This window comes from Mycobacterium sp., assembly GCF_035506235.1.
Taxonomy (GTDB): Bacteria; Actinomycetota; Actinomycetes; order Mycobacteriales; family Mycobacteriaceae; genus Mycobacterium.
In genome coordinates this window covers 1-12,270 of sequence record NZ_DATJPU010000168.1, presented here as the reverse complement: position 1 = coordinate 12,270, position 12,270 = coordinate 1, and the positions used below count along the sequence as shown (strand labels likewise).

Annotated in this window: 9 protein-coding genes and 1 pseudogene; 6 read left to right on the top strand and 4 right to left on the bottom strand. The window is 67.7% G+C overall.

Annotation, left to right across the window (positions count from 1 at the left end; all coding sequences use genetic code 11):
- Positions 1-76 precede the first annotated feature (76 nt).
- A complete protein-coding gene (locus VMD50_RS16070; RefSeq protein ID WP_325428726.1) occupies positions 77-439 on the top strand; it encodes a PAS domain-containing protein in 363 nt (120 codons plus the stop codon).
- 101 nt (positions 440-540) lie between these two features.
- On the opposite strand, the gene VMD50_RS16065 is transcribed toward VMD50_RS16070, so the two are convergent.
- Together VMD50_RS16065 and VMD50_RS16060 are read right to left on the bottom strand one after the other, a co-directional pair.
- Positions 541-1,269, bottom strand: a complete 729-nt coding sequence (locus VMD50_RS16065) for a TetR/AcrR family transcriptional regulator (protein ID WP_325428725.1) — start codon at positions 1,267-1,269, stop codon at positions 541-543.
- Positions 1,270-1,398: 129 nt separating this feature from the next.
- Entirely contained in the window at positions 1,399-2,076 is a 678-nt protein-coding gene (locus VMD50_RS16060; RefSeq protein WP_325428724.1) for a TetR/AcrR family transcriptional regulator, read from the bottom strand.
- 648 nt (positions 2,077-2,724) lie between these two features.
- Between VMD50_RS16060 and VMD50_RS16055 the strand changes: the two genes are divergently transcribed.
- Complete coding sequence (locus VMD50_RS16055; protein WP_325428723.1) at positions 2,725-3,966, top strand: class I SAM-dependent methyltransferase; 1,242 nt, start codon at positions 2,725-2,727, stop codon at positions 3,964-3,966.
- A gap of 61 nt (positions 3,967-4,027) precedes the next feature.
- Here the strand turns inward: VMD50_RS16055 and VMD50_RS16050 are convergent, their stop codons facing one another.
- Positions 4,028-5,719: a hypothetical protein gene (locus tag VMD50_RS16050; protein WP_414686087.1), complete on the bottom strand. Its 1,692-nt coding sequence runs from the start codon at positions 5,717-5,719 to the stop codon at positions 4,028-4,030.
- A 5-nt stretch (positions 5,720-5,724) separates the two neighbouring features.
- Entirely contained in the window at positions 5,725-7,596 is a 1,872-nt protein-coding gene (locus VMD50_RS16045; RefSeq protein WP_325428722.1) for a bifunctional diguanylate cyclase/phosphodiesterase, read from the bottom strand.
- Positions 7,597-8,163: 567 nt separating this feature from the next.
- On the opposite strand from VMD50_RS16045, the gene VMD50_RS16035 reads away from it, so the two are divergent.
- The 4 genes and pseudogenes from VMD50_RS16035 to VMD50_RS16020 form a co-directional block, all read left to right on the top strand.
- Positions 8,164-9,351, top strand: a complete 1,188-nt coding sequence (locus tag VMD50_RS16035; RefSeq protein ID WP_325428721.1) for an NAD(P)/FAD-dependent oxidoreductase — start codon at positions 8,164-8,166, stop codon at positions 9,349-9,351.
- On the top strand, positions 9,348-10,259 hold the full coding sequence (locus VMD50_RS16030) for an RNA polymerase sigma-70 factor (RefSeq protein ID WP_414686086.1): 912 nt from the start codon (positions 9,348-9,350) through the stop codon (positions 10,257-10,259). Before VMD50_RS16035 ends, VMD50_RS16030 begins: the two co-directional genes overlap by 4 nt.
- An 18-nt stretch (positions 10,260-10,277) precedes the next feature.
- Positions 10,278-11,531: an aminodeoxychorismate synthase component I gene (locus VMD50_RS16025; RefSeq protein WP_325428719.1), complete on the top strand. Its 1,254-nt coding sequence runs from the start codon at positions 10,278-10,280 to the stop codon at positions 11,529-11,531.
- 134 nt (positions 11,532-11,665) lie between these two features.
- A pseudogene (locus VMD50_RS16020) lies at positions 11,666-12,270 on the top strand (hypothetical protein); the annotation flags it as partial.

Below are 12,270 nucleotides of genomic sequence, written 5' to 3'. Positions count from 1 at the left end.
ATCCGAATGGCCTCATTTCATAAGTCATAATTGGCGTGTGGATCGACGACGAAATCGGGGACACAGTCAATCACCGATGACTATCTTGAAGGAGATGCCCGCGCCGGTCGTCCTGGAGAGAATTCCGATTCCCGTGCTCGCGGTCGGGCACGAAGGCAGCATCCTTTTCACCAACACCGCGTTCGCCGAGATGGTGGGCCACGAGCCCGAAGAGGTTCTGTCCCTGCGGTTTCACGAGATCTTCCATGCGCCTGCGGAGTCGGAACCGCTGCTTTCGGTCGTTCATGGCCTCGCGAACAGGATCGTCAAATTGGCCCACAAGGACGGGTCGGCCGTGCGGGCTTTGATGAGCAAGTCGGCGCTCATGCGGGCGGATGACCAGTTTGCCCTTGCGGCCTTCCAAGATCTGACTGAACAATTGTGGCTACAAGAGCATTAGCGTCCGTGAACCGTTAGGCATCAGCGCAGCGCAATCGGATACCCCCAGTACGGCCTTTCGCGCAGGACATTCTCGAATGACCGCAGCGCCCGTCTTATCGCCTAGCCGACTTCCGGCACCGCGACGGCGCCGTTGGGCGGCGACTCCGAGGGGCGACCGTGGCGGAGGGCCTCGCGCGCAAGAAATTGACGGAAGTAGGGAAGCGACGCCTCCGTAACGATGCCGGCCAGGATGAGTTCCCAGAATTGAGTCGGCGGGCCGGCAAGGCGATCGGCGACGCCACCTTCTTCCCCGTGCGCACCGACGCCCTTGGCCGCGATCGCGTGGAATAGCAAACGCGTTCCGAACATGGCGCCGATGATCGACTCGCTGATCACCACCGCGTCGAGATCCGGTCGCAGGTCGCCTTCGGCGCTTGCCCTCCGGGCCTGAGCCGCCATCAGCTCGATCAAGTTCGTGCAGAAGCGCGTGGCCGCTTCGTTGAATCCACTCAAGGCGGCCGTCAACTGCTCAGCCGCGCCTGCCGTTTTGTCGGAGCTGAGCGCATTGGCGATCGTGAACGTGCCGTGAATCATGTTCTCGAGCGCCGGCGATGACGACCCGCACACGTTGCGGAACGCGCCAAGTATTGTCTCCGAACCCTCCTCGATGATGGCGGACGCCAGCGACTCCTTCGAGTCGAAGTGGTGGTAGAGGGCCCCCTTGGTCATCCCCGTCCGCTCGATGATCGTGTTCCACCCGGCCGCGGCGTACCCGACCTCGCCGAATACGTCAATTGCGGCATCGAGGATCTTTCGGCGGGTGGCTTCCGATCTAACCTGGCGCGCCATCGCGTTTGCACCTCCGGAGTTCCGTCAATGTGCTTAGATCCGGGATCTCGACGTGTTCACAAATCATCCGGCCAAAGGGGTAAGCGTAACAGCCGCCGCCACGCAGTCCCGAGCGCGCGATCCGAGGCACTATTCGGAATCCGGTCCCGTCGAGCTGGCGGTAATGGCGAGCGCCGCGCGCCGCCTCAGGAATTGGCGGAAGTATTCGATCCGATCCGCCTGCAAGATGCCGGTCAGCAACAGAAGCCAGCACTTCTCCAAGTCGTGCAGGAAACGCTCGGGTTCTTCCAGATTGCTGGTCTGCCGCATCCCCATGTGCAGAGACACCATCAGGCGCCCCACATCCTGGGGATCACACCGCTGGTCGATATCGCCCTCGGCAATGGCCTGCTCGACGACTCCGGCAAGCGCTTTGGCCCATTCGTCCAGAAGCCGCTTCTGCAGCCCTTCCGACCGGCCGACGGACTCGAGCAGGTTCAGGCCGGCCCTTACTGCGTCGGTCTTGATGTCCGCGACGGCGATCAGATAAGAGAGGTCGATGAGGGTCTCCAAGCCCGAAAGTCCGCGAGTAAGCAGATCTTCCACCGCGCCGGCGGCGGCGGCGGTCTGCCGTTCGATGATCGCAACGGCCAACGCGTGCTTGGAACGGAAGTGGAAGTACATCGCGCCCTTGGTCAGCTCCGCATCGGCGAGAATGTCGTCGAGGCCGACATCGTGGTAGGCGCGTCGAGCGAACTGGTGTGAGGCGGCGCGCAAAATCTGCCGTCGCGTCGTGTCGGCGCGCCCGTCGGTCGAGTGGGTGGTCATCGGAACCGAGAACTCAGCTATCCGGTGCGGAGTGATCGCGCTTCCGGGTCAGAAACGCGAGTGATCGTTTCGTGGCCCGCGTCACGGGCTGTATCGAATCGTTTTCATGTTGACGATGCCTTTTTCGAGCAGGGCACAAACCTCGGTTCTACAGCCGGCATTTACCGGCGCGTCTCGGGCGGCATGGGACCGCCTCTGAGGCTAGCAGCCGGTCGTCGCTCTGCGCGTCCAACGCTCCGGGTTGACATCATTGAGTTGAAAATACTTGCAGTTCATTCCTTCATTATACTCTCGTCTAATAGTATGTATTCTATCGTTTTATGTGCTTTCTAGTTTGCTCTCCGGGTCGACGCCTTATTTGGCTGGCTTCCGGCTTGTCGGGCACGTGGAGCGCTACGTCGACCACCGCGCCGCGCGCCGCCGGGGGTGACTGCCGCCGCGGAAGCCGCCGGCTCGCCCCCACCGCAGTGCTTCCCGAGACTGATGTATTCGGTGGCCCCGACATCGGCCTCGACGAGTGCCGTGGGCACGGGGGCTTGGGCAACGCGCTTCACGAAAGCGCGCGACGACCGGCGCGGCAACTCGCCTACGTCGCCGGCGCCAACCGCGCGGCCGAAACAGTCGGCGGCGCAGAGGATCGGGGGTCAGATGCTTTGTCGGTTATGTGACTCGGACCGCCTGGTCAGTGTCCTGGATCTCGGCGCCACTCCCCTTTGTGAGGCTTTCCTGGGGTCCGATGACCTGGATCTGCCGGAGCTGACCTTTCCGCTGCACCTGCGGTTGTGTGAGGACTGCCTGCTGCTGCAGATACCGGCGCTGATCACGCCCGAGGACACGTTGACCGAATATGCCTACGCTGCTTCGTATTCCGACACCTGGGTGCAGCACGCCAAGGAATTCGTCCGCGGGGCCATCCGGCGGCTTGGGCTTGGACCACACTCACGTACGGTCGAAGTCGCCAGCAATGACGGCTACCTGCTCCAGCACGTCGTCGCGGCGGGTGTGCCGTGCCTGGGAATCGAGCCGTCGGGAAGCGCCGGGGCGGCCGCTCGCACGCGCAATATCCCGACGGTGTCGGCGTTTCTGGACGAGGAGGTCGCGGCCGAGGTCCGCAACGAATACGGACCGGCAGACCTGGTCGTCGCGAACAACGTGTGCACGCACGTTCCCGATCTGCGCGGCTTCACCCTGTCCCTGCGCAGGCTGATGGACGACGACGGCTGGCTGAGCATTGAGGTGCATTACGCGCTCAACCTGGTGCGGCTGGCGCAGTTCGACACGATCTATCACGAACACTTCCAGTACTACACGCTGTTTTCGATGGTCTGCACACTGGCCACCGCCGGGCTGGCCGTGGTCGACGTCGAGCTCCTGCCCACTCACGGCGGGTCCATCCGCATCTGGGCCCGCTCGGCTGATATTGCCGGACGGCCGACCGACCAGGTGGAGAAAGTGATGCGCGCCGAGAAGGCGGCGGGACTGCACCAGGTCGACGGTTACCTGCACCTGCGTCGTCGGAGCGAGGGCATCCGCCATGAGCTGCTGCGCTTCTTGCTGCAGTGCCGTGCCGAAGGCAAGCGCGTCGTCGGCTACGGCGCGCCGGGCAGGGGCAACACCTTGCTCAACTACTGCGGGATCCGCAGCGATCTGCTCGAATACACCGTCGACCGCGATCCCGACAAGCACGGCCGCTTCACGCCCGGAACCCGGATCCCGATCTACGCACCGGAGCGCATTGCCGACGACCGACCGGACGTGGTGCTGGCGTTGCCGTGGAACCTCGAAACCGAGCTGGCCCCGCAGCTCGGTTACCTCGCCGAATGGGGCGGCCAGCTTTTCTTTCCGCTTCCGACTCTGCATACCGCGCCCAGCGGCGGCGTGCAGGGATGAGCACCGGTTGTGGGCCGGCTTGGCGGGCGCGGTACTCCCCGAATGCGACGGGTCACCGAAGTCACCGACCGTTCGCTGACAGCGCCGAGTCGCGCGGTATGTCCAGCGTGGCAATCGGATACACGCCGGCGCCGTCGCGGCCGTCCCGGCCCAACGCCATGGGCGCGTAGTTCACCACGTGCGATGCACCCGGCTTGTGCTGCTGCCAGTCCACGGACGCGCCCAAAGTGTAGTGACCCGGCGCCAAGCCCGTCAGGTCGATGCGCACGGTCTCGGTCGACGACGCCGGGACCGCCTCCTCGCGTGAGGAGCTGGTGTCGTCGCTAACCAGTGTCTTGAGGTTGACCGTCGCCGGCAGACTGCGAACCACAGCTCCCGAGAAATCCCTCAGCTTGTAGCCGGGCGCCCACTGCTCGGTGGTGGCCGCCGAGCCGTAGTTGGTCCAGACGACCGATATGGTCGCCACCTGGCCCTGTATCGATTGGGAGCCCGGCCGCCCCTCGACCGAATACCGGTAGCCCGCCGAGGTATTCGCCTGGGCCCACAGCAAGAACAATTTGGGGTCCATCGCCGACCTGGAATCGCGGTCCGGGAAGTTGATGCTCGAGGTCATTGACACGTGGCACCTGACGACGTCGTGCAGGCCCTTCTCGTAGTAGGGTCGCGGATCGGTTCCGTTGGGCAACTGACACCACTGGGTGATCACCGGCGCGGACGCGAGCCGCTGCTTGATCGCGTTGACGACGGCGTCGTTGTTCCGCACGTATTGCGAGTCGCCGGATTCGGCCCACGCCGGCAATGGCGCCTGGACACCGAGGCAATCCGAGCGGATGCCCACCGGCGCCGACAGTTTCCTGGTCACGTCGTCGGCCAGCAACTCACGCACGATCTCGGGATTCTGCGGAGTGACCACCAATTGTGTATGGGGGAAAGCGCTTACGTTCGCGGCGACCAGCTGGCGGACGGAGTCGGTGGTGATGCTCTGATCGCGGAACTGGCTGTAATAGCCCAGCTTCGCCGCGCTTTCGTCGGGCGCCGGACCCGGCGCGCCCAACACGTCACGCAAATAGGCGATGTGGTTCTCGCTGAAATCCCCGTAACCGGAGAACTCGAAGACGCTGAGTCGCTCGTCGCCGTCATAGCGGCGGCCCAGCGCGGCGAGCAGCTGCCCGAACGCGCTCAGGTAGTTGGGGTCGTTCCAGTTCGGCACCACCTGTGTCACCCGGGGCGCCGGGCTGTTCGGCGGCGCGGGGTAGTTGGTGGCCGCCGAGCGCATCCAGTCGGGAATCGCGATGTTCGTGTTGTCGGGATAGGAGTCGTTGCAACATGAGTTGTAGGCGTAAACGCCGAAAGTCAGTCGCATGTTGCGGTTCTGCAGCTTCGTCAGCGCGTCGTCGATCACGCTGAAGTCGAACTTGCGGTCGTCGGGAGCGTCGGGAGGCAGGGTGTGCGGATCAACGGGCTGCAACTGGCGCCACGAGACGCGCAAGCTGGCGTCGTAGGACGCCGGCCACGCCGGGTACCGCTGTTGGGCCGGATTGCCTTGCGGGAAAAGCGGAATCAACAAGTCTTCATACTGGCCGCGCAGCGGGTTGGCTATCTCCTGAACGGTGGGCGGTATGGCCGGAAAGACGATCGCGGACAGCGGTCCCGGAGTGGAATGACCGCCGCACCCGGTCAGCAGCAGCGCCGCGCAAGTGATGACGGCGACAGTTGCCAGTTTGCCCTTTTCCCATGAACGAAACGGCGTCACCGGGGCTAGATCGCCCCTGACGACAGCGCCTCGCGGTCGGCGAGGAACGGCATTGGCATCCAGCGCGCGGCCAACAACGCTTCCATCGCATTGCCCGGGAGGGGTCGGGACAGCAGGAACCCCTGCGCCCGGTGACATCCATGCTGCATCAAAGTCAGAGCGGCGGCCGGTGTCTCGACTCCTTCGGCGACCAGTTGCAGGCCGAACGCCTCGGCCAATCCGATGATCGCCCGAACGATGGCCAAATCGCCGGCGTTGGTGCCCAAGTCACGGACGAATCCGGTATCGATCTTGAGCATGTCTACCGGCAGGGACTTCAAGTGCGACAGAACCGCATATCCGGTGCCGAAGTCGTCGATGGCGATCTGGACCCCGACCTCCTTGAGCTCCGCCAAGGTCTTGCGGGTGGTTTCGATGTCGTGCACCACCGCGCGCTCGGTGATCTCCAAACAGACTGAGCCAGTGTCGATCCCGAACTCCTCGATGGTCTCGGCGACGCTACGGACGAAACCACGCGTGATCAGTTGGACGGGAGACACATTGATGCGCAGGATCGCGCCCTGCCCAACACCGTTGGCGCGCCACCGGCTGAATTCGGCGCAGGCGCTTCGCATCACCCACCGGCCCAGTTCCCCGGCCAGGTTGGTCGACTCGGCCACCCCGATGAACGAATCCGGCAGCAGCAGCCCCCAGATGGGGTGCCGCCAGCGGACCAGTGCCTCGGCGGCCACGATCGCGCCCGTCCACAGGTCGACCTCGGGCAGATAGTGCAGCAGCAGCGCTTCGCTGTCGATGTCGCCTTGCAGGTGCAGTTCGATGTCGTTGCGGAAGGCACTTTTCAGCGACATGTCATCGGTGGACAGCGCAACCTGGTTGCCGCCCCCGCGCTTGGCGATCAGCACGGCCTCGTCGGCCCGGCGCAAAAGATCGGTGCTGTTGTCGCGCCCCGGCATGCCCACCGCCAGTCCGATGCTCACGGTGCGGGTGATCATATGCCCGCCGATGGCCAGGCGCTCGCACAGCATCGCCGCGAGCCGGCGGGCGAACGATTCCGCGGCCCCCGTCGACATCGGCTGGTCCGGGATGACGACGAACTCGTCGCCGCCCAGCCGGGCGATCATGTCCTGACTTCCCGCGCACACCCGAATGCGTTGCGCGAAGACCCGGATGAACCAGTCGCCCGCGGTGTGGCCGAGATAGTCGTTGATCGACTTGAGCCGGTCGAGGTCGAGGTATAAGACGGCCACGGGTCCCGGGCTGCCCGACGCGAGCCTTTCGGACAGGTGCGCGACCAGCGCACGCCGGTTGTAGAGGCCGGTCAGATCGTCGTGCTCGGCCAGGTAGCGAAGCTTTTCTTCGGCCGCGATGCGGGCTTGCAGCTGCGCGAACAGGGCGGCGACCGCTTCCAGCGTGTTGATCTCTTCTTGCTTCCACCTCCGGGCGCCGTTCTTGACGAAGCCGAGCACGCCGGTCGTGGTCTCGCCGGAGACGAGGGGCGCGGCGGCCACCGAGGGCGATGTGGCCTGTTTGTCTTTGTCCCCACCCGTCCGGCGCGAAAACGAACGGTTGTTCCGCTCGGGCCGGATCACGACCGGCTTCTTGCCGTGTTCGCACTGGGCGAGCATGGGGTCGGCGCTGGTGAAATGGACGACGGCCATCGGATCCGGGTCGGGAACGTCGGTACGAGGCGGCCACTCGGCGACCAGGACCGAGGCGCGGATGTCATGATCGTGGTGTCGCAGGAAGCTGGCGTCGAGATCGAACTGCTCGACGAGCTGCGCGAGCACCTTTTCACTCACCTGGGTCGCGGTGGATCCCGTGGCCTCCATCAGCTGCGTGGCCACGGAGGTTACGACGAGATCCAGGCTACGCGGCAAGGACTCCTCCGTTGGGGCACGGGTCCCAGCTGGGCTTGGCCCTTTTCGGGGGCCCAAGCACGGGAGCTTCGCGGTGGCATTATTCGGCACGAGCAGGTCACGAATTGGTGGGAAGCGTAACACGCGCAACCCGGCCTGGCCCCGGTTATGTCTGGCCCGCTTGAGGGCGGAAGAGCACTGCAGATGCCTGTTGCACGCCCGGCGAAACGTTGGCTCGCTCCAGCGGCAAAGACCTTGGTGCCAAGCCTGTTTTGGCGGCGCAGATGCGGCATCCCGGGCCGACGTCGGCGAGTTCACGAGCGCGATGCTGCCGCCGTCGCGCTCGGCGCCGCGGTGCGGGTAGGACGCCGTGGCGCTCTTCCATAGGCAAGGCGTGACGGCCAACCGGGCGAACGTCGGCGGGCCGGGCGGCCCAAGCCGTTCGCGCCGACAACTTCATCTGCGTTCCCACGGGCGCGTGACCTCCCGCCTCGCGAGTGACACCGCTCACAGTCCCCTCGCGACTGTCACGCCCGGCCGGGCTGCGGTGTCTCAAGGGCACGAGTCCCGTGAGAGTAGGAGAGAGCAATGACCGAGCCGACCACCCCAAGAACCCACGTCGTCGTCGTCGGCGGCGGATATTCCGGAACCCTGGCCGCCAATCATCTGCGGCAGCGCACCGACGTCGACGTCACCCTGATCAACCCGCGTCCGGTCTTCGTGGAACGGATCCGCCTGCACCAGTTGGCCGCCGACACCAGCACCGCGATCGCCGACTACGACAGCCTGCTGGGCGAGGGCATCGGGCTGATCGTCGACGCCGTCGATCGCATCGAGCCCGCCGACCGGCGCGCGGTGCTGGGCTCGGGCGCCGAGCTGGACTACGACTACCTCATCTACGCGGTCGGCAGCACCGGCGCGATGCCCTTGACGGTGCCCGGGGCGGCCGAGTTCGCCCACTCGGTCGCCGACCTGGAAAGCGCGCAGCGGCTGCGCTACGCGCTCGCCGACCTCCCGCTGGCGGCGCCGATCACGGTCGTCGGCGGCGGGCTGACCGGTATCGAGACGGCGTCCGAGCTGGCCGAGCTGGGCCGCCCAGTGACCCTGGTCTGCGGCGGCGTCCTGGGCCTGTCGCTGAGCAGGCGGGGCCGGCGGTCGGTGGCCCGGCAGCTGCGCCGCCTCGAGGTCAACGTGCTCGAATCCGTCGCCGCCACCGAGGTGCGCTGGGACGCGGTGACGCTCAGCAATGGCGCCGTGCTGCCCAGCGCGGCGACGGTGTGGACGGCCGGGTTCACCGTGCCGGACCTGGCCGCGCGCAGCGGGCTGAGCACCGACGCGCTGGGCCGCCTGCTCACCGACGAGACGCTGACCAGCATCGACGACGCCCGCATCGTCGCCGCCGGTGACGCGGCCGCCCCATCGGGCCGGCCGCTGCGGATGAGCTGCCAGGCCGCCGGGCCGCTGGGCGCCCAGGCCGCCAACACCGTGCTCAGCCGCATCGCCGGAGAAACCCCGGCGTTGCTCGATCAGGCGTTCACGGGGCAGTGCATCAGCCTGGGTCGCTCGCACGCCACCATTCAGCTCGCCCGCAGGGATGACACCCCGGTGGACGTGTACGTCGGCGGCCGCTTGGCGGCGCCGGTCAAGGAGACCGTCTGCAAGGCCACGCTCTGGGCCATCCGGCGCGAGGCCGCCAAGCCGGGCTCCTACTTCTGGCTCAAGGGGGGCGCCCGGCCCGCGCAGTCCCCGGCCGACGAACGGGTCCCGCTGCGATGACTTCGGTGACCGAGCCGTCCGAGCACGCCGACCGATTCACGCTGCTGCGGCCGCTGCTGTTCACGATCGCGTACGAGATCCTCGGCTCGGCAACCGAGGCGGACGACGTGCTGCAGGACAGCTACCTGCGGTGGGCGGCCGTGGACCTGTCGAGCGTGCGCGACAGCAAGTCCTACCTGGCCCGGCTGGTCACCCGGCAGGCGCTCAACGCGCTGCGCGCCGACGCGCGCCGACGCGAGGAGTACGTCGGGCCCTGGCTGCCCGAGCCGCTGCTGCTCGACGACCAGGATCCGTCGGCCGATGTCGTTCTGGCGGAATCGGTTTCGATGGCGATGCTGGTACTGCTGGAAACCCTGAGCCCCGACGAACGGGCGGTCTTCGTGCTGCGCGAGGTGTTCGGCTTCGACTACGGCGAGATCGCCGAGGCGGTCGGCAAACCGGCACCGACCGTCCGTCAGGTGGCGCATCGCGCGCGCGAACACGTGCGGGCGCGACGGAAACGGTTCGACGCGGTCGACCCGCAACGCAACGCCGAAATCACCGCACAGTTCCTGTCCTCGGCGGCCAGCGGGGACGTGGAAGCGCTGATGACGATGCTCGCCCCGGACGCCACCTGGACGGCCGACAGCGGCGGCCTCGTCAGCGCCGCCCGCAGGCCGGTGGTCGGCGCCGAGCGGGTGGCCCGGGCGATCGCCGGGCTGATGCGCAGGGCCGCGGCCATGGCCGCGCTGCGGGTGGAGATGGTGACCTGCAACAGCGCCCCGGCGGTGCTGCTCTACCTCGGCGAACAGCTCGAAGGGGTGATCACGCTGGAGATCGCCGACGGCACGATCACCAACTTCTACGTGATGCGCAACCCGCACAAGCTGGCCGCCCTGGCCAGCGCCCGCGACATCAGCCGCGGCTAACTCTGTCAAGCTAGGGCGGTGCGAATCGACCGGCTTGGCGACCTCGGCGCCGCGCCCCGGGTGCTGCGCGCCGTCGGCGACGCCACCGGCCGGCTCGGCTTGCCGCCGCCCGCCGCGCTGACCGGCGAGTGGTTCGGGGCGCTGGCGGTGATCGCACCCAGCCTGCCGGCGGGGCCGGTGGACGCCGGCGACGCGTTCGCCGTCCCGCAGGGCGCGCCGGCGCCCGGCTCGGAGGTGGTGGGCGGCGGCTGGGTCGGTTACCTCTCCTATCCCGATCCCGGCGCCGATGGGCAGGACAACCGGATCCCCGAGGCCGCGGGCGGCTGGACCGACTGCGTACTGCGCCGCGACCGCGACGGGCAGTGGTGGTACGAAAGCCTGTCCGGTGCGCCCATGCCCGACTGGCTGACCGCCGCGCTGACGGCCGGGCCCGCGCCGGTGCGCGATTGCCGGATCGACTGGGGCGCCGCCGACCGGGCGACGCATCGCGACGGGGTCCTGTCCTGCCTGGAGGCGATCCGCGCCGGCGAGGTCTATCAGGCCTGCGTGTGCACGCAATTCACCGGCGCGGTGACCGGCGCTACCCTGGACTTCTTCATCGACGGCGTCGCGCGGACCGCCCCGGCCCGCGCGGCCTACGTCGCGGGGCCCTGGGGGGCGGTGGCGTCGCTGTCTCCCGAGCTTTTCCTGCGGCGCCGCGGAACGGTCGTGACCTCGAGCCCGATCAAGGGCACGCTGCCGCTGGACGCCTGGCCGTCGGCGCTGCGGGCGTCGGCCAAGGAGGTCGCCGAAAACATCATGATCGTGGACTTGGTCCGCAACGACCTGGGCCGGGTTGCGACCGTCGGCACGGTCACCGTGCCCGAGCTGCTGGTCGTGCGGCGCGCGCCCGGCGTGTGGCACCTGGTTTCCACGGTGTCGGCCCGGGTTCCCGCGGAACTCCCGACGTCGGCGTTGCTGGACGCCGCCTTTCCCCCCGCCTCGGTCACCGGCACCCCGAAACATCGCGCCCGGCAACTGATTTCGCAATGGGAACACCGTCGTCGCGGAATGTACTGCGGCACAATCGGTTTGGCCTCACCGATCGCCGGTTGCGAGCTGAACGTCGCGATCCGGACCGTCGAGTTCGACGCCGGCGGCGGCGCTGTGCTGGGCGTCGGCGGCGGGATCACCGCCGACTCGGATCCCGACGCCGAATGGGAGGAGTGCCTGCACAAGGCCGCCCCGATCGTCGGGCTGCAATGCCCCGCCCCCGCGGCCCCGGTCGGTTAACAGAGGCCGGTTAGGTGAAACATCAGCGCCCCGGCCGTGAATTTCGGATAATGCCCCACGCCACGTGCCACGTCGGCCTAAGCTTCAGGGATTGACCCGCGCCGACCGCGAGTCGACAGCTGGAGGGGACCGTAATGAGAATCGCCGTCCTGGGCGCCGCAGCGTCCGCCCTGATGGGTGGGACCCTGGCGGTTACGCCCCTGACCTCAGTCAGCACGCCGCTGCCGGCCACGGGCACCTGCGGCAATGGTGGGGCCGCATGCCAGAAGGTGGCGTCGGTTCTCATGCCCGAGACGCCGAAGCCGTCGGGACCGCAGGCCGGGCCCGCCCCGCAGGCTGGAGGCCCGACCACGCCGTTCTCCGAGGCGGCCAACGTGATCGCGCCCGGCGGTCCTCCCCAGCCCGGAGGGCCAGCGGCCGCGGCCGCCGTGCCGGGTGTGAGCTCGCCGGGGATCGGCGTCGGCGGCGCACCGGGCGGCGGCGCGGGCGTGCCGGGGGTCGGCATGCCCGGCGTGCCCGGCGTGGGCGGCGTGGGCGTGCCCGGGGTCCCTGACATAGCCGGCCTCCCGGACGCCAACCTCGTGCTGCCCGCCGTGGCCGGATTGCCGGCCGCCGCGGCCATACCCAACAGCGCGGCCACGGCCTTGTCCGTCGTGCAGGGCGTCGTGGGCGTGGGCGGCAGCGTCGTGGGCGTGGCAAGTGGCGCCGCGGCGGCCCTGAGCACCGCCTCCATCGCGCT

Bases quoted from the DNA above. Each gene is read 5' to 3' on its own strand.
- VMD50_RS16060 (WP_325428724.1), bottom strand. From the start codon at position 2,076: ATGACCACCCACTCGACCGACGGGCGCGCCGACACGACGCGACGGCAG.
- VMD50_RS16065 (WP_325428725.1), bottom strand. From the start codon at position 1,269: ATGGCGCGCCAGGTTAGATCGGAAGCCACCCGCCGAAAGATCCTCGAT.
- VMD50_RS16030 (WP_414686086.1), top strand. From the start codon at position 9,348: ATGACTTCGGTGACCGAGCCGTCCGAGCACGCCGACCGATTCACGCTG.
- VMD50_RS16035 (WP_325428721.1), top strand. From the start codon at position 8,164: ATGACCGAGCCGACCACCCCAAGAACCCACGTCGTCGTCGTCGGCGGC.
- VMD50_RS16055 (WP_325428723.1), top strand. From the start codon at position 2,725: ATGCTTTGTCGGTTATGTGACTCGGACCGCCTGGTCAGTGTCCTGGAT.
- VMD50_RS16070 (WP_325428726.1), top strand. From the start codon at position 77: ATGACTATCTTGAAGGAGATGCCCGCGCCGGTCGTCCTGGAGAGAATT.